This is a genomic window from Bifidobacterium scardovii JCM 12489 = DSM 13734 (assembly GCF_001042635.1).
In the GTDB taxonomy this organism is placed as follows: domain Bacteria; phylum Actinomycetota; class Actinomycetes; order Actinomycetales; family Bifidobacteriaceae; genus Bifidobacterium; species Bifidobacterium scardovii.
Genome location: NZ_AP012331.1, coordinates 603,811 through 630,807, shown reverse-complemented (window position 1 = coordinate 630,807; position 26,997 = coordinate 603,811). Strand labels below are relative to the sequence as shown.

General features: G+C 63.7%; 35 protein-coding genes and 1 pseudogene. 3 read left to right on the top strand and 33 right to left on the bottom strand.

Annotated elements, in window-relative coordinates; translation table 11 throughout:
* Positions 1-136: 136 nt before the first annotated feature.
* From BBSC_RS02600 to rpsJ, 31 genes and pseudogenes are all read right to left on the bottom strand, one after another.
* On the bottom strand, positions 137-2,320 hold the full coding sequence (locus tag BBSC_RS02600; protein WP_033516508.1) for a circularly permuted type 2 ATP-grasp protein: 2,184 nt from the start codon (positions 2,318-2,320) through the stop codon (positions 137-139).
* A gap of 171 nt (positions 2,321-2,491) precedes the next feature.
* Positions 2,492-3,400 carry a tRNA pseudouridine(38-40) synthase TruA gene (truA, locus tag BBSC_RS02595; RefSeq protein WP_033516510.1) on the bottom strand — a complete coding sequence of 303 codons (909 nt, stop codon included), beginning with the start codon at positions 3,398-3,400 and terminating at the stop codon, positions 2,492-2,494.
* A 250-nt stretch (positions 3,401-3,650) separates the two neighbouring features.
* Positions 3,651-4,166: pseudogene (rplQ, locus tag BBSC_RS02590) on the bottom strand (50S ribosomal protein L17); the annotation flags it as partial.
* Between the two features lie 89 nt (positions 4,167-4,255).
* Entirely contained in the window at positions 4,256-5,251 is a 996-nt protein-coding gene (locus BBSC_RS02585; RefSeq protein ID WP_033516514.1) for a DNA-directed RNA polymerase subunit alpha, read from the bottom strand.
* An 81-nt stretch (positions 5,252-5,332) separates the two neighbouring features.
* Entirely contained in the window at positions 5,333-5,731 is a 399-nt protein-coding gene (rpsK, locus tag BBSC_RS02580) for a 30S ribosomal protein S11 (RefSeq protein ID WP_033516516.1), read from the bottom strand.
* 83 nt (positions 5,732-5,814) lie between these two features.
* Positions 5,815-6,192: a 30S ribosomal protein S13 gene (gene rpsM, locus BBSC_RS02575; protein ID WP_033516518.1), complete on the bottom strand. Its 378-nt coding sequence runs from the start codon at positions 6,190-6,192 to the stop codon at positions 5,815-5,817.
* 149 nt (positions 6,193-6,341) lie between these two features.
* Positions 6,342-6,455 (bottom strand): 50S ribosomal protein L36, encoded by a 114-nt coding sequence (gene rpmJ, locus BBSC_RS02570; RefSeq protein WP_003808136.1) that lies wholly within the window; start codon positions 6,453-6,455, stop codon positions 6,342-6,344.
* Between the two features lie 21 nt (positions 6,456-6,476).
* Positions 6,477-6,695: a translation initiation factor IF-1 gene (infA, locus tag BBSC_RS02565; protein ID WP_003808114.1), complete on the bottom strand. Its 219-nt coding sequence runs from the start codon at positions 6,693-6,695 to the stop codon at positions 6,477-6,479.
* Between the two features lie 139 nt (positions 6,696-6,834).
* Entirely contained in the window at positions 6,835-7,398 is a 564-nt protein-coding gene (locus BBSC_RS02560) for an adenylate kinase (RefSeq protein WP_033516520.1), read from the bottom strand.
* Positions 7,399-7,547: 149 nt separating this feature from the next.
* Positions 7,548-8,882: a preprotein translocase subunit SecY gene (secY, locus tag BBSC_RS02555; RefSeq protein ID WP_033516522.1), complete on the bottom strand. Its 1,335-nt coding sequence runs from the start codon at positions 8,880-8,882 to the stop codon at positions 7,548-7,550.
* Between the two features lie 222 nt (positions 8,883-9,104).
* The gene (rplO, locus tag BBSC_RS02550; protein WP_033516523.1) at positions 9,105-9,563 is read right to left on the bottom strand and encodes a 50S ribosomal protein L15; all 459 of its coding nucleotides are present in this window, start codon (positions 9,561-9,563) and stop codon (positions 9,105-9,107) included.
* Positions 9,564-9,565: 2 nt separating this feature from the next.
* On the bottom strand, positions 9,566-9,748 hold the full coding sequence (gene rpmD / locus BBSC_RS02545) for a 50S ribosomal protein L30 (protein ID WP_033516524.1): 183 nt from the start codon (positions 9,746-9,748) through the stop codon (positions 9,566-9,568).
* Positions 9,748-10,479, bottom strand: a complete 732-nt coding sequence (gene rpsE, locus BBSC_RS02540) for a 30S ribosomal protein S5 (RefSeq protein ID WP_034531374.1) — start codon at positions 10,477-10,479, stop codon at positions 9,748-9,750. Before rpsE ends, rpmD begins: the two co-directional genes overlap by 1 nt.
* Positions 10,476-10,847, bottom strand: a complete 372-nt coding sequence (rplR, locus tag BBSC_RS02535; RefSeq protein WP_033516528.1) for a 50S ribosomal protein L18 — start codon at positions 10,845-10,847, stop codon at positions 10,476-10,478. Before rplR ends, rpsE begins: the two co-directional genes overlap by 4 nt.
* A gap of 1 nt (position 10,848) precedes the next feature.
* On the bottom strand, positions 10,849-11,388 hold the full coding sequence (gene rplF / locus BBSC_RS02530; protein WP_033516530.1) for a 50S ribosomal protein L6: 540 nt from the start codon (positions 11,386-11,388) through the stop codon (positions 10,849-10,851).
* Between the two features lie 17 nt (positions 11,389-11,405).
* Positions 11,406-11,804 (bottom strand): 30S ribosomal protein S8, encoded by a 399-nt coding sequence (gene rpsH / locus BBSC_RS02525; RefSeq protein WP_033516532.1) that lies wholly within the window; start codon positions 11,802-11,804, stop codon positions 11,406-11,408.
* A gap of 91 nt (positions 11,805-11,895) precedes the next feature.
* Complete coding sequence (locus BBSC_RS02520; protein ID WP_003814530.1) at positions 11,896-12,081, bottom strand: type Z 30S ribosomal protein S14; 186 nt, start codon at positions 12,079-12,081, stop codon at positions 11,896-11,898.
* 1 nt (position 12,082) lies between these two features.
* Complete coding sequence (rplE, locus tag BBSC_RS02515; protein WP_033516534.1) at positions 12,083-12,655, bottom strand: 50S ribosomal protein L5; 573 nt, start codon at positions 12,653-12,655, stop codon at positions 12,083-12,085.
* A complete protein-coding gene (gene rplX, locus BBSC_RS02510; protein ID WP_033516536.1) occupies positions 12,652-12,987 on the bottom strand; it encodes a 50S ribosomal protein L24 in 336 nt (111 codons plus the stop codon). The genes rplE and rplX overlap by 4 nt, the downstream gene beginning before the upstream one ends.
* Position 12,988: 1 nt before the next feature.
* A complete protein-coding gene (gene rplN, locus BBSC_RS02505) occupies positions 12,989-13,357 on the bottom strand; it encodes a 50S ribosomal protein L14 (RefSeq protein ID WP_033516538.1) in 369 nt (122 codons plus the stop codon).
* A 91-nt stretch (positions 13,358-13,448) separates the two neighbouring features.
* Entirely contained in the window at positions 13,449-13,709 is a 261-nt protein-coding gene (rpsQ, locus tag BBSC_RS02500; RefSeq protein ID WP_033516540.1) for a 30S ribosomal protein S17, read from the bottom strand.
* Positions 13,709-13,966, bottom strand: coding sequence for a 50S ribosomal protein L29 (gene rpmC / locus BBSC_RS02495; protein WP_033516541.1), 258 nt, complete (start codon positions 13,964-13,966; stop codon positions 13,709-13,711). The genes rpsQ and rpmC overlap by 1 nt, the downstream gene beginning before the upstream one ends.
* Positions 13,966-14,385, bottom strand: coding sequence for a 50S ribosomal protein L16 (gene rplP, locus BBSC_RS02490; RefSeq protein ID WP_033516542.1), 420 nt, complete (start codon positions 14,383-14,385; stop codon positions 13,966-13,968). The genes rpmC and rplP overlap by 1 nt, the downstream gene beginning before the upstream one ends.
* 4 nt (positions 14,386-14,389) lie before the next feature.
* The gene (rpsC, locus tag BBSC_RS02485) at positions 14,390-15,211 is read right to left on the bottom strand and encodes a 30S ribosomal protein S3 (protein WP_033516544.1); all 822 of its coding nucleotides are present in this window, start codon (positions 15,209-15,211) and stop codon (positions 14,390-14,392) included.
* A gap of 2 nt (positions 15,212-15,213) precedes the next feature.
* The gene (gene rplV, locus BBSC_RS02480; RefSeq protein WP_033493913.1) at positions 15,214-15,573 is read right to left on the bottom strand and encodes a 50S ribosomal protein L22; all 360 of its coding nucleotides are present in this window, start codon (positions 15,571-15,573) and stop codon (positions 15,214-15,216) included.
* Positions 15,574-15,593: 20 nt separating this feature from the next.
* Positions 15,594-15,872 (bottom strand): 30S ribosomal protein S19, encoded by a 279-nt coding sequence (gene rpsS, locus BBSC_RS02475; protein WP_015450968.1) that lies wholly within the window; start codon positions 15,870-15,872, stop codon positions 15,594-15,596.
* A 15-nt stretch (positions 15,873-15,887) separates the two neighbouring features.
* The gene (gene rplB / locus BBSC_RS02470) at positions 15,888-16,718 is read right to left on the bottom strand and encodes a 50S ribosomal protein L2 (RefSeq protein ID WP_033516546.1); all 831 of its coding nucleotides are present in this window, start codon (positions 16,716-16,718) and stop codon (positions 15,888-15,890) included.
* 36 nt (positions 16,719-16,754) lie between these two features.
* A complete protein-coding gene (rplW, locus tag BBSC_RS02465) occupies positions 16,755-17,051 on the bottom strand; it encodes a 50S ribosomal protein L23 (protein WP_007053033.1) in 297 nt (98 codons plus the stop codon).
* Between the two features lie 5 nt (positions 17,052-17,056).
* A complete protein-coding gene (gene rplD / locus BBSC_RS02460; protein WP_033516548.1) occupies positions 17,057-17,722 on the bottom strand; it encodes a 50S ribosomal protein L4 in 666 nt (221 codons plus the stop codon).
* A gap of 5 nt (positions 17,723-17,727) precedes the next feature.
* Positions 17,728-18,381 carry a 50S ribosomal protein L3 gene (rplC, locus tag BBSC_RS02455; protein WP_033516550.1) on the bottom strand — a complete coding sequence of 218 codons (654 nt, stop codon included), beginning with the start codon at positions 18,379-18,381 and terminating at the stop codon, positions 17,728-17,730.
* A gap of 17 nt (positions 18,382-18,398) precedes the next feature.
* A complete protein-coding gene (gene rpsJ / locus BBSC_RS02450; protein ID WP_003827292.1) occupies positions 18,399-18,707 on the bottom strand; it encodes a 30S ribosomal protein S10 in 309 nt (102 codons plus the stop codon).
* A 661-nt stretch (positions 18,708-19,368) separates the two neighbouring features.
* Between rpsJ and budA the strand changes: the two genes are divergently transcribed.
* On the top strand, positions 19,369-20,130 hold the full coding sequence (budA, locus tag BBSC_RS02445) for an acetolactate decarboxylase (protein WP_033516661.1): 762 nt from the start codon (positions 19,369-19,371) through the stop codon (positions 20,128-20,130).
* Between the two features lie 136 nt (positions 20,131-20,266).
* Positions 20,267-21,196, top strand: a complete 930-nt coding sequence (locus tag BBSC_RS02440; RefSeq protein ID WP_051923104.1) for a YwiC-like family protein — start codon at positions 20,267-20,269, stop codon at positions 21,194-21,196.
* A gap of 968 nt (positions 21,197-22,164) precedes the next feature.
* On the opposite strand, the gene adhE is transcribed toward BBSC_RS02440, so the two are convergent.
* Entirely contained in the window at positions 22,165-24,903 is a 2,739-nt protein-coding gene (gene adhE / locus BBSC_RS02435; RefSeq protein WP_033516583.1) for a bifunctional acetaldehyde-CoA/alcohol dehydrogenase, read from the bottom strand.
* Between the two features lie 438 nt (positions 24,904-25,341).
* Between adhE and BBSC_RS02430 the strand changes: the two genes are divergently transcribed.
* On the top strand, positions 25,342-26,472 hold the full coding sequence (locus BBSC_RS02430; RefSeq protein WP_033516585.1) for an ROK family transcriptional regulator: 1,131 nt from the start codon (positions 25,342-25,344) through the stop codon (positions 26,470-26,472).
* 68 nt (positions 26,473-26,540) lie between these two features.
* On the opposite strand, the gene BBSC_RS02425 is transcribed toward BBSC_RS02430, so the two are convergent.
* Positions 26,541-26,939, bottom strand: a complete 399-nt coding sequence (locus tag BBSC_RS02425; protein WP_033516587.1) for a VOC family protein — start codon at positions 26,937-26,939, stop codon at positions 26,541-26,543.
* Positions 26,940-26,997: the final 58 nt, after the last annotated feature.

Here is a 26,997-nt window from a genome sequence, read left to right as displayed (position 1 = left end):
GCGGACCGTCATCGAAAAAGTCCACTCCAGTGTAGCAGAACGGTTTCGGTCCCTTCGCGGCGGCAATGCCGCCGAAGCCGGCGCGGCACGGCGCCCGCCGGCTCACGCTGCGGGCGCCGTGCCGGCCGGCCGGCTATCACGGGCGCTTGGCATCCATGTTCATGGCGTTGAGCATGCCGGCGTCCTTGGCATCGCCGGTGATGGCCCGTCCGCCGAAATCGTCGAGAAACGCCTGCAGGCGCTCGGTCAGCTCCGGGTACCCGCGCGCCGGCAGCTGGCCGAGCAACCAGCCGACCCCCGAGGCGAAGCACTGCGGCAGCGGCAGCCCGTCAAGCATGTGCGAATACGTCTCCAGCTTGCGCAGCGGCGCGGTCATGTCGTCCATCCGCAGCTGCAGGCGCGTGTACAGGTCGATGCGTTCCAGGTACTTGCCGATGAAGATGAACGCCTTGAGCGTCGGGTCGACGGTCGAGTTCTCCACGCCGCCCCAGAACGCCAGCATGTCGTCGGCGATGTCGCGCTGCTTGTAGATGTCCTCGGCGCTGGCGGACCGTTCGTCCGCATCGGTGATGTTCGTCACCGCCAGCTCGATGTACTGCAGCAGGCGCGAGCTCAGCTCCGGCCTGAGCACCACCGCGTTGTTGAACGCGGCGACGATTGCGCTGCGCACCGAATCCGGATTCGTGCCGTCGTACAGGAACGCGTGGATGAACCCGTCGAAATCCTCGAAGTCCTCGGGCAGGTCGAGCGCGCGGGCGAAAGGACGGAACGCGTCCACATCCGTGTCCATCACCCGGTCATAGAACGGGAAGAACTGCAGCAGCGTGGTGAACGCGCGCTCGGTGTAGCGGCCCAGCCAGTACAGGTTATCGGCCTTCGAGGCGGTGACCAGCGACAGCGCGTGATGGCGCGAATGCGGGATCAGGCTCACCGAGGCGATCTCGCCGTCGTGCCGGTCGCGGTCACGGTCGCCGTCGCTCGGGGCCAGCACCCAGGTGTCCTTGAACCCGCCGCCCTGCGACGAGTTGACGATCATCTGCCCGGGCACCGACGAGTACCTGGTCAGGCCCGAATACCACACATGGGTGTTCTGCCCGGTGACCACGAACGCGCGCAGGTCGCATTTGCGAGGGCTGGCCTCGCCGGTGGCCGGGTCGACCACCTCGATGTCGCGGAACTGGATGACCTCCTGGGCGATGAAGCGCCGCGGCTCGGCCTTGATCCGGTCGGCCAGCTCCTCGCGCGCCGCATGGTCCAGGCTGGAGCCGAACACCACGCCGTACCCGCCGGCCTCGGCCACGTCCTTGATCACGAGTTCGCCGAGCCGGTCGAGCACCTCGCGCCTGTCGGACTCGAACATCGGCATGTACGTCGGCGCGTTGTCGAGGATGGGCTCCTCGCCGAGATAGTACTTGATCATCTGCGGCACGAAATAGTAGATCGCCTTGTCGTCGGCCGCCCCGTTGCCCGGCGCGTTGATGATCGCGACGTTGCCCGAACGGTATGCGGACAGCAGGCCGGGCACGCCGATCACCGAATCGGGGTTGAACGCGAACGGATCCAGGTACTCGTCGGACAGGCGGCGGTACACCGCGCCGACGCGGTGGCGCCGGCCCGCATAGTCGAGGAAGTACAGCTTGTTCTCCTCGACCTCGAGGTCCTCGGGAAACGCCAGCGCCGCGCCGGTCTTCTCCGCCAGATACGCGTGCTCGAAGAAGGCGGAATTGTACCGGCCCGGGGTCAGCACCACGGCGATGCCCTCGGTGGAGACGAAATCCATGGCCTTGCGCAGCAGGCGCGGGTAGTCGCGGTTGTCGCGCACATGCACCTCGCGGAACAGCTTCGGGTTCGTGCGCCGCTCGATGTCGCGCGCGAACAGCGGGTAGCTCGCGCCCGAGGGGATGCGCAGGTTGTCCTCGAGCACCCACCAGCGCCCGTCCTCGCCCTGCACCAGGTCCTCGCCGGCGATATGCGCGAAGATGCCGCCGGGAGGCGTCACGCCGTTGACCTGCGGGAAGTAGCCGGCCGAGGTGTACACATACTCCTCGGGCACCACGCCGTCGTGGATGATCCGCTTGTCGGAGTACACGTCCTTGAGATAGGCGTTGAGCGCGTTGACGCGCTGCTTGAGCCCGGCCTCCAGGTGGTCGAACTCGTCGGATTCGATGATGCGCGGGATCGGGTCGTAAGGGAACAGCCGGTCATGGTATTCGCCGTTCTTGTACACGCCGAACCGCACGCCGTTGCGGCTCAGCTCGCGGTTGATCGCCTCTCGCCTGTTGACCAGCTCACCCGCCAGTTCGAATGCCGACTCGACCATGTGACCACTCCTTCATGCCAGCGCGCGTGGCGGCCCGGAAAGCGCGTTCGTGCCTTCCGGATCGCCGAATAAGCGTTACCGTAACCGCGCGCGGTTACCGCCGGGGCGCGATTGTGTTACGACCATGTTCCGGAACGGCGAAACTCCGGATCCAGCACGGCTGTAGCGCGCTCACAGCGTGCGCTTGGCCCGGATGGCATTGGCCCGGGCCGCGAGCCGGTCGTCGCTCGGGTACGCCACATGCTCGAGGGTGAGCCCCTGCGGGGCGATCGGCCCGGTGGAGCCCTCGCGCAGCGGCACCGCCATCTTCCCGGCGAACCAGTCGAGCTGGCGCTTGCCGGCGCCGACCTGCACGCAGCCGTTCACCAGGGACCGGACCATATTGCGCGCGAACGCGTCCGCCACGATCGTGAAGCATGCCAGACCGGACTCGGCCGCCGGCGTGCGGTAGCGCTCCCCCATGGCCATCCCGTCGCCGATGAGCGGACTGGCTGGTATCCGCCGCCAGTACGCGGTTTTGACCTCCCGGATCGTGGTGCCGCCCGGATTGGGCGTGGCGAACGATCCGAAGTCGTGCAGGCCGATCGTCATCGCGGCGGCCTCGTTCATCGCGGCGAGGTCGAGATCGTCATCGATATGCAGCACGAAGCCGCGCGTGCGCGGATCGACCTCGCTGGCCCGGTCCGCGATGCGGTACACATAGGTGCGTTCCAGCGCGGAGAAGCGCGCGTCGAACCCGTCCGGCGCCGGCGCGATGCCCCGGATCGCGATGTCGGCGGGAAGCAGCCGCTGCAGGCGGCGGGTGAGCGCGATGACCGCCGGCACATCCATGTGCCCGACGCATCGGGCGAGCGTTTCCTCCCCCACGTCGAGATGGCAGACCTGGTGGCTGGCGTGCACGCCAGTGTCGGTGCGCCCGGCCACCGTCAGCCGCAGCGGTTCGTCCGGGTCGTTGTCCGGCACGCGCAGGATGCGGTGCAGCGCGGATTCGATCTCCCCCTGCACGCTGCGCAGCGTCGGCTGCTTGGCCCATCCGTAGAAGCCGCCGCCGTCATACGCCAAATCAATCCGCAGTCTCATGGTCCCCTATCTTACGGGCTGCGCCGCCTCTACGGACCGAGCCGCACCGCCGCAAATACAAAAGGGGCCGGAAACCATGGCGGTTTCCGGCCCCTTTCGGTAGAGGATCGACTCACGCGGCCTTGTCGGCGGCGGCCTCGGCCTCATCGGCGACGTCGGCGTTCTCCTCGGCGGCGGCCTCGGCCTCATCAGCGGCCTTGGCGTCCTTCTCGAGATCAACGGCGGCCTCGTCGGCGGCCTTGACGTCGGACTCGGTCTCGTTGGCGGCAACGGCCTCGTTCACGGCGTCGGCTGCGGCACCATCGGCAACGGCGGCGTCAGCGGCGGCGGTCACTTCGGCGGCCTCGTCCTCGGCGGCGACCTTGGTCGCGGCTTCGGCTTCCTTGACCGCGGCCTGCTTCGCGCTCACCGGCTCGGTGACGAGCTCGATGATGGCGGCGGGAGCGGAATCGCCCTTGCGCGGGGCGATCTTGACGATGCGGGTGTAGCCACCTTCACGCTGCTCCATCTGCTCGGCGATCTGAGTGAACAGGATGTGCACGACGGACTTGTTGCGGATGACGCGCATCACGCGGCGGCGGGAGTGCAGATCACCGCGCTTGGCGAAGGTGATCAGGCGCTCGGCCAGCGGGCGAAGGCGCTTGGCCTTCGGCAGCGTGGTGGTGATGCGGCCGTTCTGGAACAGGCTGGTGGCCATGTTCGCGAGCATCAGGCGCTCGTGTGCCGGGCTGGACGCCAGGCGCGGGCCCTTCTTTGGTGTAGGCATTGTTACTCCTTGATTGCCCCGCCGCGATGCAGGTGGGCATGTGCCCGAACATCCGAATCACGGCGGAGCGGTTGGTTAGCGACGGTAGATCACTCGTCTTCCGGCGAGTAGAAGGTGCCGCCTTCGAGGTTGTTGGTGTCGAAGCCCAGCGGGGAGGCCTTGAGCGACAGACCCAGGGTCTGCAGCTTGTCCTTGACCTCGTCGATCGACTTCATACCGAAATTGCGGATGTCGAGCAGGTCCTGCTCGGTGTGGGCGACCAGCTCGCCGATCGTGTGGATACCCTCGCGCTTCAGGCAGTTGTAGCTGCGCTGCGTGAGGTTGAGATCCTCGATCGGAACGGCCATTTCAGGGTTGGTCTCCTCGGCCACGGGGGCCGGGCCGACCTCGACGCCTTCCGCCTGGGTGTTGAGCTCGTGGCACAGGCCGAAGAGCTCCACCAGCGTGGATCCCGCGGACGCGACGGCGTCGCGCGGCGAGATGGCGGCCTTGGTCTCCACATCCAGGATGAGCTTGTCGAAATCGGTGCGCTGCGCCACACGGGTGGCCTCGACCTTGTAGCTCACCTTGAGCACCGGGGAGTAGATCGAGTCGACCGGGATACGGCCGATCTCGGCGGTCTCCGGCTTGTTCATCTGCGCAGGCACGTAGCCGCGGCCGCGCTCGACGGTGAACTCGATCTCGAGCTCGCCATCCTCAGCCAGACTTGCGATATGCAGTTCAGGATTGGCGATGGTCACGCCGGCCGGAGGGGTGATGTCACCCGCGGTGGCTTCGCCTTCGCCGCTCTTGCGCAGATACATGACAACCGGCTCATCGTATTCGCTGGTGAGCACGATGCCTTTGATGTTGAGCAGGATCTCGGTAACGTCCTCCTCCACGCCCGGCAGAGTGGTGAACTCGTGCAGGGCACCGGAGATACGCACCGAAGTCACAGCGGCACCCGGGATCGAGCTCAGCAGGGTACGGCGCAGCGAGTTGCCAAGCGTATAGCCGAAACCGGGCTCAAGAGGCTCGATGGTAAAACGGGAGCGCTGAGGGTTGAGGACTTCCTCGGTCAGTGTCGGACGCTGTGCGATAAGCACTGTGTTATCCTTTCAGCTTCTGGTCGGCGGTGCACTCGCCGGCCAGGCAAGCGGCTTTGGATGGTTTGTTTGGTCTAGTGCTCAGACGCGACGGCGCTTCGGCGGACGAACGCCGTTGTGCGCTTGCGGGGTGACGTCGGTGATCGAACCGACCTCGAGTCCGGCGGACTGCAGGGAGCGGATGGCGGTTTCACGACCGGAACCCGGGCCCTTGACAAACACGTCGACCTTCTTCAGACCGTGCTCCATCGCCTTGCGGGCGGCCGACTCGGCGGCCATGCCGGCAGCGTACGGCGTGGACTTGCGGGAGCCCTTGAAGCCGACGTCGCCACCGGACGCCCAGGACACCACGGCGCCGGACGGATCGGTGATCGAAATGATCGTGTTGTTGAAAGTGGACTTGATGTGCGCCTGCCCAACCGGGATCGACTTGCGATCACGACGACGAGGCTTGCGCGCGGCCTGCTTTTGAGCTGCCATTGATCCTCGTTTCCTAATAACGAATTGTTGTTATTCGCCCGGACGATGGGATTGGTTTCCCGTGGCCCGGACCCGCCACCGTATTACTTGGTGGCCTTCTTCTTTCCGGCGACCGTGCGCTTCGGGCCCTTGCGGGTACGGGCATTGGTCTTCGTGCGCTGACCGTGCACGGGCAGACCACGGCGGTGGCGAATGCCCTGATAGCAGTTGATCTGGATCTTGCGACGGATGTCCGCGTCGATTTCACGACGCAGATCGCCCTCGATCTTGTAGTTGCCTTCGAGATAGTCACGCAGCGTGATCAGCTGCTCATCCGTCAGATCCTTGACGCGGGTGTCCGGGTTGATACCGGTCGCGGCAAGCGTTTCCTTCGCACGGGTGCGACCCACACCAAAGATATAGGTGAGGGCGATCTCAATGCGCTTCTCATTGGGGATGTCGACTCCGGCAAGACGTGCCATTGCGATTCCTTCTGTGTTCCGCAGGTCGTGCACCAAGTCGTCCGGTTGCCCGGCCCGGGCCTGCGTACCCGGGGTTCAGACAAGGATCTCGGGAGAACCTCACCTGTGACTCAGCGCCTGTATTCTGTTTTGTGCCGCTGGATCTGCTCTCAGCCCTGACGCTGCTTGTGGCGGGGGTTGACGCAGATCACCATGACGCGGCCGTGACGACGGATCACGCGGCAGTTTTCGCAGATCCTCTTCACACTAGGGCTGACCTTCATGGTTTTCCTTTACTTGTACCTTTACTTGTAGCGGTACGTAATCCGTCCACGGTTCAGATCGTAGGGACTCATCTCGAGCACCACGCGATCCTGAGGCAGGATGCGAATGTAGTTCTTCCGCATTTTGCCGGAGATCGTCGCGAGCACGATGTGCTTGTTCTCGAGTTCTACGCGGAACATCGCGTTGGGCAGTGCTTCCACTACCTGACCTTCGACTTCAATCACACCGTCTTTTGCCATGAGCCTCGTGATCCGTTCTTGGGGACAATTACCGTTAGTGCGCCCGAAGACACACCAAACTGCAAGAATACACGCAAAACGGGGAACGCAACACTCGGCGTGTCGCGTTCCCCGTTTCGGGAAAGTCTGTGCTATTGGGTCAGCGGTCCAGCGCCTCGACGATGTTGGCCTGGATCTCGTCGATGTCGCCGACGCCGTCGATGGCAACCAGCTGGCCGCGGCTGCGGTAGGTGTCGAGCAGAGGGGCGGTCTCCTTCGCGTAGGTGGCCAGGCGCTTGGCGATGGCCTCCGGGGTGTCGTCGGAGCGGCCCTGCTCGGCGGCGCGCTTGGCGATGCGCTCCATGAGCACGTCGTGGTCGGCGTCGAGCGCCACGACCTTGTCGAGCGGGGTGCCGAGCTCGGCGAGCATGCCGTCGAGCGCCACGACCTGCGAGGCGTTGCGCGGGTAGCCGTCGAGGAGCCAGCCGTTCTTGGCGTCGTCCATGGCCAGGCGGTCCTTGACGATCTTGTTGGTCAGCTCGTCGGGGACCAGCTCGCCCTTGTCGGTGTACTTGAGCGCCTCAAGGCCGAGTTCGGTCTTGTTCTTGATGTTGTAGCGGAAGATGTCGCCGGTCGAGATGGCCGGAATGCCATAGTGCTCGGCGAGCAGCGCGGCCTGGGTGCCCTTGCCGACACCCTGCGGACCCATGATGAGAAGTCGCATGACGGTCTCCTTAACGTACGGTGCGATACATATCGTGATCCCGCCGGCGGGAATGCATCCCGCAAGGCGAGACTGGGAACGGCCTTCATCTGGCACGGCCGCCCCCGGTCGGCGATGCCGACGGCCCCCGCCAGCGGGGGCAAGCAAGATCAGCCTTCCTTGTGGTCCGTGTTCTCGAACAGGAAGCCGGTGTACTGGAACTGCTCGGTCTGGGCCTTGGCCTGGCGCAGCGTGTCGAGGCCGACGCCGGCGATGATCAGGATCGTCGTGCCGCCGAACGGCAGCTTCGCGTTGAGCTGGAGGGCCATGATGAGCACGGTCGGGATCAGCGCCACGAACAGCAGGTAGACGGCGCCGACCGTATTGAGGCGGTTCATCACGTAGGTCAGGTAGCGGCTGGTCGCGTTGCCGGCGCGGATGCCCGGGATGAAGCCGCCGTACTGCTTCATGTTGTCCGCGGTCTCGTCCGGGTTGAACGTGATCGAGGTGTAGAAGAAGCAGAAGAACACGATCATCAGCGCGTACAGCGCGATGTACCACACGGAGGTGGTGTTGGCCAGGTTGTTGTTGATCCACGTGACCCACTTGGCGTCGGAGGAGCCGAACTGGGCGATCAGCGTCGGGATCGCGAGGATCGAGGAGGCGAAGATCGGCGGGATCACGCCGCTCATGTTGATCTTGAGCGGCAGGTAGGTGGACGATCCGCCGTACATCTTGCGGCCGATCATGCGGCGGGTGTACTGCACGGGGATGCGGCGCTGGCACAGCTCGACGTAGTCGACGAGCACGAGGATCACCAGCAGCACGCCGGTGACGACGCCGAACTTCCACCAGTTGCCGTCGGTGCCGTTGGTGCCCCAGCCGATCTCCCACAGCTGCGGCAGGAAGCCGGAGCAGATGGACATGAAGATCAGGATGGACATGCCCTGGCCGATGCCCTTGTCGGTGATCAATTCGGCCATCCACATGATCAGGCCGGTGCCGCCGGTCATGATCAGGACCATGACGATCAGGCTCCACACCGAGCCGTCGGGGATCACCTGCTGGGAGCAGCCGGAGAACAGCGCGCCGGAGCGGGCGGTCACCAGGATCGTGGTGGACTGCAGCACGGCGAGACCGATGGTCAGGTAACGGGTGTACTGGGTGAGCTTGGCCTCGCCCGACTGGCCTTCCTTGTGCAGCGCCTCGAAGCGCGGGATGACCACGCGCAGCAGCTGCACGACGATGGAGGCGGTGATGTACGGCATGACGCCCAGCGCGAAGATCGACAGCTGCAGCATGGCGCCGCCGGAGAACAGATTCACCAAGCCGATGAAGTTCTCCTGATTGGAGCTCAGCTGGCTGATGCACTCCTGCACCACCTTGTAGTCCACACCGGGAGTCGGGATGAACGAGCCGATGCGGTAGATGATGATCATGCCGAGCACGAACAGGATCTTGTTCCTCAGCTCCTTGGTACGAAAGGCCTGGATTAACGTCCTCACCTGGGATTCCTTTCCATTTGTGCGCTCCCCGCGCACCCATCCGGACAGACTCTAACGCTCGAGTCTAGCGTACAGCGTCTACCAACACCGCGAGCGTGGTCAGTATATGCAGTCAATACCGCACGTCAGCGCGTACGCAACAACGAAATGACCCCCGACCGCTTTGCAGCGGGCGAGGGTCATCATTCGTATCGCACTGCGGATCCGATTCCGTGGCGAGGACTACTCCTCGATGGAACCGCCCGCGGCTTCGATCTTGGCCTTGGCCGAAGCGGAGGCCTTCACGCCCTTGAGCTGGAGCGCGACGGTGACCTCACCGTCGCCCAGCACCTTGACGGGCTGGTTGGCGCGCACGGCGCCCTTGGCGACCAGATCGGCGACGGTGACCTCACCGCCGGCCGGGAACAGTTCGCCGAGAGCGGCCACGTTCACGACCTGGAACTCCTGCTTGAAGGGGTTCTTGAAGCCACGAAGCTTCGGCAGGCGCATGTACAGCGGCAGCTGGCCACCTTCGAAGCCAGGACGGACCTGGTAGCGCTTCTTGGTGCCCTTATCGCCACGGCCCGAGGTCTTACCCTTGGAGCCTTCACCGCGGCCCACGCGGATGCGATCCTTCTTGGCGCCCGGGGCGGGCTTCAGATCGTGCATCTGCAGGATTGTGGTTTCTTCTTCATTGGCCATAATCAGTCTGCCTCCTCAACGGTGACCAGGTGGCGCACCGCACGGATCAGGCCGCGGTTCGCGGGGGTGTCCTCACGAATCACGCTCTGGCCGATCTTGCGCAGACCGAGGGTCTGCACGGTCGCACGCTGCTGCGGGGTACGGTTCACCAAACCATGGTGCAGGGTGATCTTCAGGTTAGCCATCACTCACCATCCTTCTGTTCAGCGGCGGCCTTGGCCTCTTCGCGGGCCTTGCGGGCCTCGGCGATGCCGGCGGCGCGGGCGCGCAGCATGGCGTCGGGAGCAACCTCGTTGAGGGCGAGACCACGGCGGGCCGCGATCTCCTCCGGGTCCTCGAGCTGCTTGAGGGCGGCCACGGTGGCGCGAACCATGTTCACGGCGGTGGCGGAGCCCATCGACTTGGTCAGGATGTCGGTGATGCCGGCGCACTCCATGACGGCGCGGACCGGGCCACCGGCGATAACGCCGGTACCGGGGGCGGCCGGGCGCAGGAGCACGGTGCCGGCGGCATCGTGGCCGATCACCGGGTGGGTGACGGTGCCACGGACGCGCGGGACGGTGAACATGTGCTTCTTGGCATCCAGCTGGCCCTTGGCGATGGCCGCCGGGACCTCACGGGACTTGCCGTAGCCCACGCCGACGGTGCCGTTGCCGTCACCGACGACCACGAGGGCCGCGAAGCTGAACGTGCGGCCGCCCTTGTGGGTCTTGGACACACGGTTGATGGTCACCACGCGGTCGAGCAGCTCGTCGCCGTGATTCTCCTCACGACGATTGCGGCGCTCGCCACGGCGGCCTTCACCGCGCTGGCCACGTCGGGACTTGCGGTCCTCGTTGGCGTTGTTGGTCTCGGCCGCCGCAGTGTTCTGAGTTTCTTCAGCCACTTGGGTTTCCTTCTGAGTTTCGTCGCTCACAGTGCCAGACCTCCCTCGCGGGCGCCTTCAGCGACAGCTGCGACGCGACCGGTGTACTTGTTGCCGCCACGGTCGAACACAACAGCCTCGATGCCAGCGGCCTTGGCCTTCTCGGCCACCAGCTCGCCGACCTTCTTGGCCGCCTCGACCTTGGTGCCCTCGAAGCCGGAGAAATCGGCGGTCAGCGTCGAAGCGCTCACCAGGGTGATGCCCTTGGTGTCGTCGACGATCTGGGCGACCATGTGACGGTTGGAACGGCTCACGACAAGGCGCGGGAGTTCCGGGGTGCCGGAGATGCGCTTGCGCAGACGTGCGTGACGACGCTTGAGCGCGACCTTCTTGCCCTTACCGAGAATCGTAACGCTCATATCACTTACCAGCCTTTCCAGCCTTGCGCAGGATACGCTCGTCCGCGTACTTGATGCCCTTGCCCTTGTAGGGTTCCGGAGCGCGCAGCTTGCGGATGTTCGCGGCCACCTGGCCAACGGCCTGCTTGTCGGTGCCCTTGACGATCACCTGGTTGGCGTTCGGCACTTCGAACTCGATGCCTTCCGGCGGGTTCACGGTGATGGTGTGGGAGTAACCGAGAGCGAACTCGATGCCCTTGCCCTTCAGCGTGGCGCGGTAACCGGTGCCGACGATCTGCAGGGTCTTGGCGTAGCCTTCGTGCACGCCCTTGACCATGCCGGCGATGATGGAGCGGCTCAGACCGTGCTTGGCACGGGTCGGGCGCAGATCATCGGCCGGGGTGAGGACGATCTCGTTGCCCTCGACCACGGCGGTGATGCCTTCGGGAATGACGTAGGAGTCGGAACCCTTCGGGCCCTTGGCCGAGAAGTTCTGCCCCTCAATCGTGACTTCCACGCCTGCCGGGATGGCGACGGGGAGCTTACCAATATGCGATGCCATGTTTCAGCTCTCCTTTCTCACCACACGTAGGCGACGATCTCGCCGCCGATGCCCCGGTCGAGGCATTCCTTCTGGGTCATCAGTCCCGAGCTGGTCGAGATGATGGCGATGCCGAGGCCACCGAGCGGCATCGGCAGGGAGTCGGACTTGGCGTAGCGACGCAGGCCCGGCTTCGAAATGCGCTTGATGCCCTGGATGGAACGCTCGCCGTTCGGGCCGTACTTGAGGGTGACCTCAAGGGTCTGGCCGACCTTGGCTTCCTTGGCGGCAAAGTCCTTGATGTAGCCTTCGCGCTTCAGGATCTCGGCGATGTTCGCCTTGAACTTGGAGTACGGCATGTCCACGGTCTCGTGCTTCGCCGTGCTCGCATTACGCAGACGCGTGAGCATGTCTGCGATAGGATCTGTCATTGTCATTTGGGCTTGTTGCCCTTTCTCGCTATGGTTTCCGCCGCCCTTGCGCCTCGCTGGGCGAGGCGGTCGGGCCGCGGACCTTCAGCGTCGATGTTTACCAACTGGACTTCGTGACGCCGGGCAGCTCACCGCGGTGCGCCTTCTCGCGAAGGCAGATGCGGCACAGGCCGAACTTGCGGTAGACGGAGTGGGGACGACCACAAACCTGGCAGCGCGTGTAGGCGCGCACCTTGAACTTAGGCTTGCCGGCCGCCTTGTTCTTCAGAGCGGTTTTTGCCATTTCAGTTCTCCTTGAAGGGGAAGCCGAGGTGCTTCAACAGCGCGGAGGCTTCCTTGTCGTCCTTGGTGCTGGTCACCACGGTGATGTCCATACCACGCTGGTGATCGATCGAATCGGGATCGATCTCGTGGAACATGGACTGCTCGGTGAGACCAAAGTTGTAGTTGCCCTGACCATCGAACTGCTTGCCGTTGATGCCGCGGAAATCGCGGATACGCGGCAGGGCGAGGGTCAGCAGGCGGTCGAGGAACTCCCACATACGGTCGCCGCGCAGGGTGACGTATGCGCCGATGGCCTGGCCTTCACGCAGGTGGAACTGCGCGACGGACTTCTTGGCCTTGGTGATCTTCGGCTTCTGGCCGGTGATCAGGGTCAGATCCTTGACGGCGCCCTCGATGAGCTTGGAGTCACGCGCGGCGGCGCCGACGCCCATGGAGACGACGACCTTCTGGACTCGCGCAACCTGCATGGGGTTGGAGTACTTGAACTCCTTCTCCATCTCAGGGATGATGACATCCTTGTACTGCTGCTTCAAGCGCGGAGTTGCCGGCGCTTCGACAGTGGTATCGGTCATGCCAGCTCCTTTCCGGACTTCTTGGCAACGCGCACGCGCACGGTCTTCACCTTGCCGTCACGAGCCTCTTCCTTGACGATGACGCCAACGCGGGTCGGCTGCTTGGTCTCCGGGTCGACGAGCATCACGTTGGAGCGATGGATCGGCGCCTCGACGGAGACGATGCCGGACTGCTGGCCCTGCTGCGTGGCGCGCACGTGCTTCTTGACGATCTGCACGCCTTCGACGATCAGACGGTCGTTGGGCAGCACGCGGGTGACGGTGCCCTCCTTACCGCGGTCCTTGCCGCGGATGACCTTGACCAGGTCGCCGCTCTTGATCTTGGCTACCATGTCAGATCACCTCCGGGGCGAGGGACACGATCCTCATGAAGCGCTTGTCGCGCAGCTCACGACCGACCGGTCCGAAGATACGAGTGCCCTTCGGTTCACGGCCGGAGCCGAGAATGACGGCGGCGTTCTCGTCGAACTTGATGTAGGAGCCGTCCACGCGACGGTGCTCCTTGACGGTACGGACGACGACGGCCTTCACCACATCGCCCTTCTTGACCGACCCGCCAGGGATCGCGTCCTTGACGGAGGCGACGATCACGTCGCCGATGCCGGCATAGCGTCGCTTCGATCCGCCGAGCACTCGGATGGCGAGGAGTTCCTTCGCACCCGTGTTGTCGGCGACATGAAGCCGCGTTTCCTGCTGAATCATTGATTCTCCTTAGCCGAGCTGGTTCTCCCCGAGCACCCCGCCCACCTGTACGAGCATGGGCGGGGTGACTCGCGGAGCCTTGCCGAACTTGTTACTTAGCGCGCTCGATAATGGTATCGAGACGCCAACGCTTGGTCTTGCTCAGAGGCCGAGTCTCCATAATACTCACAACGTCGCCAATGTGCGCGTCGTTGTGTTCATCGTGGGCCTTGACCTTCTTGGTGGAACGGACGACCTTGCCGTACAGCGGGTGGGTCGAACGCTGCTCGAGCTCGACGGTGATCGTCTTGTCCATCTTGTCGGACACGACGGTACCGCGACGAACCTTGCGGAAGTTACGCTCTTCAGCCATTACTTCTCCTCAGCTTTCGTGTCGGTTGCCTCGGGCGCCTGGCTGATGCCGAGCTCACGCTCGCGCAGAACGGTGTACATCCTGGCGATGTCGTGCTTGACCGCCTTGAGGCGGGCAGTGTTGTCGAGCTGACCGGTCGCGGACTGGAAGCGCAGGTTGAACAGCTCTTCCTTGGACTTCTTGAGGAAGCCCTCGATCTCCTCGTTGGTCTTCTCGTTCAGATTCTTGATTGCATAATCAGCGGTACCGACTGCCATCAGATATCACCACCTTCACGCGCGATAATGCGGCACTTCATCGGAAGCTTGTCGATGGCGCGGCGCAGGGCCTCGCGAGCGACGTCCTCGGAAACGCCACCGATCTCGAACATCACACGGCCCGGACGCACGTTGGCGATCCAGAACTCGGGCGTGCCCTTACCGGAACCCATTCGGGTACCCAGCGGCTTCTTGGTCAGCGGGCGATCCGGGAAGACCGTGATCCACACGCGGCCGCCACGCTTGATGTAACGGGTCATGGCGATACGGGCGGCCTCGATCTGACGGTTGGTCACATAGGCCGGCGCAAGCGCCTGGATGCCGAAATCGCCGAACGAGATCTCGTTGCCGCCCTTGGACATGCCAGAACGGACCGGGCGATGCTGCTTACGGTACTTAGTCCTCTTCGGGATAAGCATCAGTTCACTCCTTCGTTTCCGTTGCGGCGGGAGCCTCAGCGGCAGCCGCTTCGGCCGCGGGGGCGGCCTCGGTCGCTGCGTTGTTCTGCTGGGCGGCAGCACCACGGTTGCCACGGCGCGGGCGGCGATCGCCACCACGGCGGCCGGGGCGGTTGTTCTGCTGAGCCTGCTGCTCTTCGAACTCGCGCTCGGTCATGTCGCCCTTGTAGATCCACACCTTGACGCCGATGCGGCCGTAGGTGGTCTTGGCCTCGAAGAAGCCATAATCGATCAGGGCGCGGAGGGTCTGCAGCGGAACGCGGCCCTCGCGGTAGAACTCGGAACGGCTCATTTCCGCACCGCCGAGGCGGCCGGAGAGCTTGATGCGGATACCCTTGGCGCCGGCGCGCATCGCGTCCTGCTGAGCCTTGCGCATCGCGCGACGGAAGGTCACGCGGTTGGTCAGCTGTTCGGCGATGCCCTGAGCGACGAGCTGGGCGTCCAGAGCGGCGTTCTTCACTTCGAAGATGTTGAGCTGGACCTGCTTGCCGGTGAGCTTCTCGAGCTTCTGGCGAACACGCTCAGCCTCGGCGCCGCGGCGGCCGATCACGATACCCGGACGGGCGGTGTGGATGTCCACGCGCACGCGGTCGCGGGTACGCTCGATGACGATGCGGGACACGCCCGCACGCTCGAGATCCTTGCCCATTTCCTTGCGGATCTTGTCATCCTCGAGCACGAAGTCGCGGTAACGCTCGCCGGGCTTGTTGGAATCGGAGAACCACTTGGAACGGTGGTTCTCGGTGATGCCCAGACGATAGCCAAAGGGATTGATCTTCTGACCCATCTTTAGCGGGCTCCTTCCTTGGTAGCGACGACGACCGTGATGTGGCTGGTGCGCTTGTTGATACGAGCGGCACGGCCCTGCGCACGAGCGCGGAAACGCTTGAGCGTCACACCCTCGTCCACATAGGTCTCCTTGATGACCAGGTCGTTCTCGCGGAACGGCTCGCCGGCCTTGTCGGCCTTGACGCGCGCGTTGGCGATGGCGCTCTCGAGGACCTTGCGCACCGGGAGGGACGCGTCCTGGGGAGCGAACTTGAGAATGGTAACGGCTTCGGTCGCCTGCTTGCCTCGGATGAGGTCGACCATGCGGCGAGCCTTGCGCGGCGTCACGCGGACGTGACGAGCGATTGCTTTAGCTTCCATGTGTCTTTACTCTCCTGCCTTTAGCGGCGTGCCTTCTTGTCGTCCTTCACATGACCCTTGAAGGTCTTGGTCGGGGCGAACTCACCGAGCTTGTGGCCGACCATGGCCTCGGTGACGAACACCGGGACATGCTTGCGACCATCGTGAACTGCGAACGTGTGTCCGATGAAATCAGGGGTGATCATCGAACGGCGCGACCACGTCTTGATGACGTTGTGCGTGCCCTTCTCGTTCTGCTCGTCGACTTTCTTCTGCAGGTGGGCGTCGACGAAGGGGCCCTTCTTGATGCTACGAGTCATCTACTCGACACTCCCTTACTTGCGGTTCTTACCATTCGGACGACGACGAACAATCATCTTGTTCGAAGCCTTCTTCGGACGGCGAGTACGAACTTCGCCCTTGCCCCACGGGGAAACCGGCGGCTTGCCACCGCGGGTACGACCACCGTGCGGGTGATCGACCGGGTTCATGGATTCACCACGGGTCCACGGACGCTTGCCCATCCAACGCGCACGACCGGCCTTGCCGAGCTGGATGTTGGCGTGATCGGAGTTGCCGACCTCACCAACGGTCGCGCGGCAGCGGGCGTCCACGTTGCGGATTTCGCCGGACGGCATACGCAGCTGGGCGTAGGCGCCATCCTTGGCGACAAGCTGGACGGCGGCACCGGCGGAGCGGGCGATCTTCGCGCCGCCCAGCGGGCGCAGCTCGATGGCGTGCACCACGGTACCGGTCGGGATGTTCTTGAGCGGCAGGTTGTTGCCGGGCTTGATATCGGCCTTCTCGCCGGTCTCAATGACATCACCCTGCTTGACGCCCTCCGGAGCGATGATGTAGCGCTTCTCGCCGTCTGCGTAGTGCAGCAGGGCGATGCGGGCGGAACGGTTCGGGTCGTACTCGATGTGAGCGACCTTGGCGGGCACGCCGTCCTTGTCCCAACGCTTGAAGTCGATGAGACGGTACTGGCGCTTGTGACCGCCGCCGCGATGGCGGGAGGTCATACGGCCGTAGGAGTTGCGACCGCCAGTCTTGCTGAGCTTGCGAACGAGCGACTTCTCAGGCGTGGAGCGCGTGATCTCGGAGAAGTCCGAGACGGAAGCGTTGCGACGGCCTGCAGACGTCGGCTTATAAACGCGGATAGCCATAATATAGTTCTTCCTTTAACTTTTCTCGGCTAGCCTTCAGTTGCCGAAGATGTCGATCGTCTGGCCCTCGGCGACGGTAACGATCGCACGCTTCTGGGAAGCGCGCTGGCCGAAACCGGTGCGGGTGCGCTGCTTCTTGCCAGCGCGGTTGAGGGTGTTGACGTTCGTCACCTTCACCTTGAAGATCTCTTCGATGGCCTGCTTGATCTGCACCTTGTTCGCGTCCGGGGCCACCACGAAGGTGTACTGGCCACGGTCGGAAGCGGCGTAGCTCTTCTCGGAGACGACGGGCTTCAGAATGACGTCGTGTGCGGGCTTGTGAATAGCGACCATTGGGATCAGGCCTCCTTGGCGGCCGGCTCGGTCTTCGCCGCGACGAACGCCTCGAGGGCGGACTTCGTGAAGACGACATACTGAGCGGTGACCACATCGTACGTGTTGAGCTGATCGGCGAAAATCGGGTGGACGGTCGGGATGTTGCGCACCGACAGCCACTCGTTGACGTTTTCGCGGGAGAACACCACGGTGGTGAACTTGTTCTCGGTGACCGGGGTCAGCGCGGCGACGGCGGCCTTGGTGGACGGGGTATCGGTGATGCCGAAGTCCACAACGGCGACGCGGCCGGCGTTGGCGCGATCGGAAAGCACGTAGCGCAGGGCGGCGGCCTTCATCTTCTTGGGGGTGCGCTGCGAGTAGTCGCGCGGCTGAGGACCGAACACGGTGCCGCCGTGGTACCACTGCGGAGCACGGGTCGAACCCTGGCGGGCGCGGCCGGTGCCCTTCTGCTTCCACGGCTTCCTGCCGCCACCGGAAACCATGCCACGGGTCTTGGTGGCGTGCGTGCCGGAGCGCGCAGCGGCCAGCTGGGCCGTGACGACCTGGTGGATCAGCGGAATGCGGGACTGGACCTCTTCGGCGGTGTGGCCGAAGAGCTCGCCCGGGACCTCGACGGTGCCAGCGGCTTCGCCCTTGGCGTCGGTCACGTTCAGAGTAACGTTTGCCATGATGATCAGGCTCCCTTCACTGCCGTGCGGACGAGAACGATGCCGCCCTTGGGGCCGGGAATGGCGCCCTTGACGGCGAGAATGCCGTTCTCAAGATCCGCGGACACAACGGTCAGGCTCTGGACGGTGGCGGTCACATGACCCATGCGGCCAGCCATGCGCTTGCCCTTGAGGATACGGCTCGGCGTGGCGCACGCGCCGACGGAGCCGGGGCGGCGTTCGTTCTTGTGAGAGCCGTGGGTGCGGCGGTAGGACTTGAAGCCCCAGCGCTTGATGGTGCCGGCGAAGCCCTTGCCCTTGGTGGTGCCGGTGACGTCGACCTCGGAGCCTTCGGCGAAGACCTCGACGGTCAGCTCCTGACCGGGCTGATACTCGGCGGCATCCTCGGTGCGCACCTCAACGAGGTGGCGGCGCGGGGTGACGCCAGCCTTGGCGAAGTGGCCGGCGAGCGGCTTGGTCACCTTGGTGGGATCGATCTGGCCATAGCCGATCTGGACGGCCTTGTAGCCGTCGGTCTCTTCGGACTTGACGGCCGTGACCACGTTGGTGGACACATCCACCAGCGTGACGGGGACGAAGAAGCCGTTGTCGTCCCACACCTGCGTCATGCCGAGCTTCTTGCCCAGCAGAGCCTTGTGGCTACCTCTCTGCGAAGTCATAGCGGTTCCCTCCTCCCTTACAGCTTGATCTCGATGTTGACATCCGCGGGCAGATCAATATGCATCAGGGAGTCCACGGCCTTGGGGGTCGGGTCCACGATGTCGATGAGGCGCTTGTGCGTGCGCATCTCGAAATGCTCGCGAGAATCCTTGTACTTGTGAGGAGAACGAATGACACAGAACACGTTCTTCTCGGTCGGGAGCGGAACCGGGCCAACCACAGTTGCACCCGCGTTCGTCACCGTTTCGACGATTTTCTTCGCCGATTGGTCGATGACCTCATGGTCATAGGACTTAAGCCTGATGCGGATTTTCTGTCCCGCCATTGCCGTCCGCCCTTTCTAGCGATTCGTTTACTGTTTACCAGCCTGCTTGAAGGGCACCGGCGGGCATGACCATCGAAACGCACCTCTTGCGAGGCATGCTCCGTGGACACCACCACATCAGTGCGCAGCTCCGGAAATCTACGGATGTATCTCCCCGTGCCGCGCTCGCTTTTTTGATTCCAATATGCGAGCCCAAATCAGGCAACTTGTTAATTAAAGCACTGGGGGTGGCCTTAAGGAGTTCGGGCGTGTCGCGCCCCGCGCGGCACGCCCTCACCGTTTTCTCCACCTCGCGGGCTGCCGCCGCTCGGCGTCGCCTACAGACAGTCCACCGGACTGTCCGGTCAACGGCTCCGTGGACGAGTCGCGCGCCCCGCGCGGCACGCCCTCACCGTTTTTCCCACCTCGCGGACTTGCCCATGTGCACGAAGTTCATGTCCCCGCTGGATGGGCAATCCTGTGGATTGCCCATAGCAGTGCGCGAAGCGCACGTCGCATATGACGTCGGGGGCTGGCGGCGAAGCCGACTGGGGGTGGCCGGAAACAATGCACCGCCAAGCACCCTCCGGCACCAGCGGAGCCGTGTGATTCGCGTCACGGTGAGCGGAAACCGTGAGATACATGTTGAGAGTACTGCAGAGATCGCATTATCGTGTGCTCCGTGACAAAATCACAGGCGGAACAGATCAAACCAATCACCGACAACAACGCGAACGTGCTCTATCAGCACGGCACGCTGGCATTGCTCGTCCCCGGGCTGCTGGAAGGCACGACCACCATCGGCGAATTGCTGAAGCACGGCGACACCGGCATCGGCACCGGCGAGGGACTCGACGGCGAGCTCATCATCCTCGACGGCGAGGCGTACAAGGTCGGGCAGAGCGGCGTGGCGGAGCGGGTGCCGGACGATTTCACCATGCCGTTCGCGAACGTGCATCACGCCGCGTTCCAATACCAATGCGAACGGTCGGATATCGGACTCAAGGCGCTCAACGACCGCATCGTCGAGGCGAACGGCCGAGCCAACACCTTCTTCTCGGTGATCGTGCGCGGCACGTTCAGCTTCATCAAGACGCGCGCCGTCATCAAGCAGCAGGCGCCCTACCCCACACTGGTGGAGGTGGCCGACCGCCAGGCGATGTTCCTGCGCCACGATGTCAGGGGCACGCTGCTCGGCTATTTCTCGCCGGTCATGTTCCACGGCGCCGCGGTGGCCGGATTCCACGAGCACTTCCTCTCGGACGACCGCACCTTCGGCGGCCACGTGCTGGATGCGGTGCTCGACCACGGCAAGATCTACAGCCAGGTATTCGACACGCTGATGCAGCATCTTCCGGTGGACGACCCGGGATACCGCAATCACGATTTCAGCAAGGATCCGATCGCCGAGGCCATCACCACCGCCGAAGGCGACACCCACTGAAAGGTCGTCGCGCGCCGCGAGGCAACGCATACGACGATGGACCCCTTCCGACCGGCGCACGTTGGATTGACGCCCCGGCCTCATACGATTCCGCCGAAAGCCATGCTCGCCGACCATCACGATAAGATTACCTGTTATGGCCACATCAACGAGATCTCCGCAGACGCGCCGCAAGACCCTCAAACGCGACTGGGTCGATAACCAGCCAGGCGCATGGGTCATGGTCATGCTGCCGGCGGTTGCCGGAGCCATCATAGGCGGGCCCAATCTCGACGCCTTATGGCTGCTGGCGGCGTGGGCCGCCTGTTATTGCGTGCAATTCAGCGCCGCCCACTGGTTCAAGTCGCATTGTTCGCGGCGTTACCTGCCGCCGATGCTCGTCTATATCGCGGTGCTCGCCGTGATCGGGCTGCCGTTCCTCGCCACGCACACCGGAGTATTGCGTTGGGCACCGTTATATATGGTGCTTGCAGCCCTCTCGATGCTCTCCTCATGGCTGAGGAAGGAGCGATCGCTGTGGGGCAACGCGGTGGCCATAATCGCGGCATCGGTCATGGCCACGGTAATCGTGTCGTTCGGTTCGAGGAACGAGAGGGCGTGTCTCGAGTCCTTCGCGCCGTTGGGAACCGACGCTTCGACGGCCTCCTGCGGCACCGCAGCCGCCAGTACCGCCATTCGGACCATGCCAGGCATGGATAGGCTCTTTGATCTTCATGCGTGGTGGCCCGCAGGCGCCTTGCCCACGGTGGGATTGGCCGCAGCCATACTGTTCGCACTGACGCAGTATGGCTCGGTGCTGGTGGTCAAAACCATGATCCGCGAGCGGGGCAAGCGTTCGTATCTGGTGGCGTCATGGGCCTGGCACGCGGCGATGCTGCTGATATTCGCCATCCCGGATGGCCGTAGCCCCTACCTCATCGTGATGGCCATTCTGTTGTTGGCCCGCGCCATCGCGTTGCCGATGGCGGCACGGCACCGGACCATAAAACCCGTCGTCACCGGTATCACCGAGGCGTTCGCCAGCTTCATCGCCTTCGGATGCATCCTCGCGGCGCTCTTGGCATAACACGGCTCAAGGTATTCCCTCGCGCTAAATATTCCACCGCGCAGTGATCCTTCCACGGCGCAGTAACCTCTTCCACCATGCAGTGATCCTTCCACCACGCGGTAATTGTTCCACCACGCGGTTAAGGAAAATCGGTTTTCCGCGGAATTTCGCCAATTTGCCCTACCCCGCCGTGGAAGAGTTACCGCGCGGTGAAAAGATTACCGCGCAGTGGAACAATTGTAACGACGCGGAGGAATCACCGTACGACAACGCGGAATGCCACCACGCCGCAGGCACTCCACCACGAGGAAACCATTCCACGGCGCGGCAAACATTCCACCGCGTATCAGAAGGAAAATGACTATCCGCGAAATTCCGCCAATCTGGCCTGCCACTCCGTGGAGGGATTACCGCGCGGTGGAACGATCAGTGCGTCATGGAACCCCACCACGCGGCAAACACCTCACCACGAAGAAATCGTTCCACGACGTATGAGAGAAGAAAGGATCATCCGCGGAATTCCGCCAATTTGCCCTACCCCGCAGTGGACACTTTACCGCGGCGTGGAAGGGGTACCGCGCGGTGGAACGATTACCACGCCATGGAAGATCACCACCATGACGCGAAATGCCGCCACACCATAGGAGTTCCAACAGGCGGCAAACCATTCCACCACGCGGCAAACCATTCCACCACGCGGCAAACATCCCACCGCGAAGAAATCGTTCCACGGCGTATGAGAGAAGAAATGACGATCCGCGGAATTCCGCCAATTTGGACTACCACGCCGTGGAGGGATTACCCGCGCGGTGGAACGATCAGTGCGCCGTGGAACTCCACCACGCGGCAAATACACCACCACGCGACGGCGCGGAATGCCGCCACGCGGGGGCAAACGGAAGAGCCCGGCCCCGTGTTGGGGTCGGGCTCTGGTTATACGGCTAGGTTGCCGCTAGTTTTCGGGCCACCTATGCGCTTGGACGCGCTCAGACGCGCTCGGAGGCTTCCTCGGTGGCGTCGACGCCTTCGCGCTCGATGCGCATGGCGCGGCCTTCGGCCTGCGACACACCGTAGTAGGCGGCGATGGCGATGTCCTTCATGTCCTCGATCTGCGGGATGCGCGGGTTCGCGGGGGCGCACTGGTCCTCGTAGGCGCGCATGCCGATCTGGTCGAGCACGCTCCAGAAGTAATCCTCGTCGACGCCGCAATCCTTGAAGCTCTTGTTCATGCCGAGCTTGTTGTCGCGGTAGTCCTCGACGGCCTTCGCCAGGTTCTCCACGGCCTCGGCCGGGGTCTTGCCCGGATCGACGCCGAGGTTGATGGCCAGATCGCGGTAGCGCTCATCGGCGATATACTTGCTGTACTTCGGCCAGCTGGTCGGTTCCTCGGGAACCTGGCCGTTGTAGCGGATCACGTACGGCAGCAGGATCGAGTTCGTGCGGCCGTGGGCGATGTGGCACAGGGCGCCGATGGTGTGGCTCATGCCGTGGCACATGCCGAGGAACGCGGAGCCGAAGGCCATGCCGGCCATGGTGGCGGCATTGTGCATCTTCTCCTGGGCGCGGGTCTTCTCCTCGCCGGGCTCGCCGTTGACGGACTCGGCCAGGTTCTCCCACACGAGCTTGGCCGCGTGCAGCGCCATGCCGTCGGTGAAGTCGTTCGCGTACACCGACACGTAGGCTTCCATCGAGTGGGTCAGCGCGTCGAAGCCGGCGTCGGAGGCCAGGCGGCGGGGCTGGGTGCGGGCCAGCACCGGATCCACGATCGCGACGGACGGGGTCAGCGCGTAGTCGGTGATCGGGTACTTGTAACCGGTCTTGTGGTCGGAGATCACCGCGAACGGCGTCACTTCCGAGCCGGTGCCCGACGAGGTCGGGATGCACACGAGCTTGGCCTTCTTGCCCAGCGGCGGGATCTTGAAGGCGCGCTTGCGGATATCGAAGAACTTCTCGCGCACGTCGGAGAAGGCGATTTCCGGGTGCTCGTAGAGCAGCCACATGATCTTGGCCGCGTCCATCGGGGATCCGCCGCCGACCGCGATGATCGTGTCGGGCTCGAACTCCTCGCGCATCATCTCGGCGCCACGCTCGACGGTCTCGACGGAGGGCTCCGGCTCGACGTAGTCGATGATGCGGAAGGTGACGCGGTTGGCGCGGGCGCGCAGCTGGTCGATGACCTTGTCGACGATGCCAAGCTGCTCCATGACCTTGTCGCACACAATGACGGCCTTCTCGATGCCGTACATGTCGCGCAGGTACTTGATGGCGTTCGGCTCGAAGTAGGTCTTGGCCGGGATCTTGAACCACTGCATGTTGTTGTTCCTCCGAGCGATGCGCTTGATGTTGAGCAGGTTCACGGCCTGCACGTTGCCGGACACCGAGTTGCCGCCGTAGGAGCCGCAGCCCAGGGTCAGCGACGGGGCGATCGCGTTGTAGATGTCGCCCACGCCGCCCAGCGAGCTCGGGGAGTTCCAGATGATGCGGCATGCGTGCATGCGCTGGCCGTACTCGCGCACCAGAGCCTCGTCGTTGGTGTGGATGGCGGCGGTGTGGCCGGCGCCGTGCACGAGCATCTGCTCGCACATCTCGAAGGCCTGCTCCTTGTTGTCGGACTTCAGCAGCGCCTGAACCGGAGCGAGCTTCTCCATGGTCAGCGGCTCCATCTCGCCGACTTCCTTGCACTCGGCGATCAGGATCGTGGCGTCGGACGGGATCTCGAAGCCCGCGGCCTTGGCGATGTACTGCGGGGACTTGCCCGGGACCACGGAGTTGAGCACGGTGTGCTGATCGGGGCTCTCGTAGGCGGTGACGCCGAACATGTAGCGCTCCAGCTTGGCCTTCTCGTCCGCGTTCACGAAGTAGGCCTTGCGGCGCTTGAGTTCCTTGACGAGCGGCGCGTAGATGTCCTTGTCGGCGATGATGGCCTGCTCGGTGGCGCAGATCATGCCGTAGTCGAAGTGCTTGGAGAGGACCAGATCGTTGGCGGCGCGCACGATGTCGACGTTCTTGTCGACGTAGGCCGGCGCGTTGCCGGCGCCCACGCCGAGGGCCGGCTTGCCCGACGAGTACGCGGCCTTGACCATGCCGGGGCCGCCGGTGGCCAGGATGGTGGCGACGCCGGGGTGCTTCATCAGCGCGCCGGTCGCCTGGATCGACGGGTGCTCGATCCACTGGATGCAGTTCTCCGGGGCACCGGCCTCGATGGCCGCGTCACGCACGATGCGGGCCGCCTCGACAGAGCACTTCTGCGCGCCCGGGTGGAAGCCGAAGATAATCGGACAGCGGGTCTTGAGGGCGATGAGCGACTTGAAGATCGCGGTGGAGGTCGGGTTGGTGACCGGGGTAACGCCGGCGACAACGCCGACCGGCTCGGCGATCTCGTCGATGCCCATCACGTCGTCCTCGCGGATGATGCCGACGGTCTTCTGGCCGGCCAGGTAGTTGGTGACGTGCTCGCAGGCGAAGATGTTCTTGGTGGCCTTGTCTTCCACGAGGCCACGGCCGGTCTCGTCGACGGCCATCTTGGCCAGCACGAGGTGCTTGTTCAGCGCGGCGATCGACGCCTTGGCGACGATGCGGTCGACCTGCTTCTGATCCAGTTTCTCAAACTCGTCAAGCGCCTTCAGGCCCTTCTTGACCAGGGCGTCGACCTCGGCCTCGGCCGTTGCCTGCTTCTCCTCGGGGCTCGGCTTGGTGGGAGCCTCGGCCTTCGTTGCTTCTGCCATGAATCCTCCTCGACTTGCGGTTGCAAATTGGGTTTCCGCCTATGGTGGAGCGGACATTGTCCAGCCACATCGCATCAGCGTTTTGTGGCCTAGCTCACAATTTACTGGATAGCGCACATCTCTGCATACGCACAATTTCACCGGCGTTTCATGTGCGACTTTGATCTCTTTTTGTTACAAAATGCGATTTTTCCAACGCAAAACATACCAATACCCACCTATTTGGGAGTTTTTGTTCGATTTTTCCCCGTACCTCACACAGCAAAAGCGCACATCCAGATCCAACTTATAGAAAGGTGATTTCTATAAGATACGTACGACATCAAAGTTTTTAGAAAAAACTTTCCAAAAGTTGGTTCATCGTTAACTATACCCCTCCCTCGCACAGTACACTGGCACGTAGTGCGCATGAGATATCAGGCGATCAAGGAGGCTCCCATGACGTCGACGCCGTCGTTTGCGGTCAAGGAACACAATCGCAACGCGATTGCCAGGTACCTCTACGCCCACGCCCATGCCACCAAGCAGGAGCTGGAACGGGAGCTCGGGCTGAGCCTGCCCACCATCACGCAGAACCTGCGCATGCTGGACGGCGAGGGATTGATCACCCGCGGAGCGCTGCAGGAATCGACCGGCGGCCGCAAGGCCCGGTCATACGAATTCAATGCGCGTCACCGCGTATCCATCGGCGTATCGATGCGGCCCGGCGACCTGGTCCTGTGCGCCGTGGATCTTCACGGCAACGTCATCGCCGAAGCGGACCGCGCCATCCCCTACCGCAATACCAACGCGTACTATCAGCGTATCGGAGGCATCGTCAACGACTTCGCCGCGGAGACGGAGAAAGACGGCACGGCGGCTCTCGGCGTGGTCTTTTCGGTTCAGGGCATCGTTTCGGCGGACGGCACCGCGATCACCTTCGGCGCGATCATGGGCAACACCGGGCTCACGCTGGACGTCATCAGCCAATCGGTGCACTACCCGTGCATCATGATCCGCGACTGCGCCGCATCGGCCATGGCGGAACTGTGGGCCGATCCGACGCTGACCGACGCCGTCTGCATCTACCTGGACCGCCGGCCGGGCGGCGCCGTCATCGTCGGAGGCGGACTGCACCAAGGCCCCAACCAGTGCAACGGCGCCATCGAGCACATGTGCCTCGTGCCGAACGGCAAGGCATGCTACTGCGGCAACCGCGGCTGCATGGACGCCTACTGCTCGCCGGAGACGCTGCCGGAGGACTACGAGAGCATCCCCGGATTCTTCAGCGTGCTCGAACAGGGCGAGACGCACCACCGGGAACGCATGGACGAGTGGCTGGAGCGCGTGGCGCAGGCGATCGTCAACGCTCGCACCATGATCGCGGGCGACGTGATCATCGGCGGCGAGGCCGCGCAATATCTCGACGACGGGGACATCGCCGATCTCAGGGCCCGCGTCGAGCGCCTCAGCCCGTTCGGCACCGATCGGTTCGTGTTGCGCAAAAGCCTCCGCTCCGATCACCAGGACGCCGTCGGCGCGGCGCTGCACCCAGTCGAGGCGTATCTGGAGGACATCTGCGGCAAGTGAGCCGCCCGCCGGACGGGTATCCGGTTGCGCACCAGCACCCCCGCACCAGCACCCGCGCCCGCACCCGGTCAGACGATCTGGCAGAACTCGATGGTCTCGCCGTTGGGCCCGTACACGTTGAAATAGCGGATGCCGTTGTCCCAGAAGGTCGGGATGGACTGGATCTCGGCATCCTTGAAGTTCAGGCCAAGCTCCTTCGCGTTCTCGAACGCCGCCTCGATGTCCGGGGTGTCGAACGCCCAATGGTTGATGGCGCCGGTGGTCATCGGCGCGGGGTCGCCCTCCCACGTCTCGATGGTCAGATGTCCGTAGCGCAGGAAGGCGCAGCGGTTCTCCCCGTTGCGGAACAGCCCGGCGAGTTCGAATCCGAGCACGTCGGTGTAGAACGCGATGGTCTCGTCCAAATCCTTCGCCGGCATGCCGGAATGCTGAAGGTCGGTGGTGAATGCGGTCATCGGCTTGGCCATTGGGTTCTCCTTTGCAACGAATGGTCGGTACCATGGTATGTCAATCGATTGGCGCGAC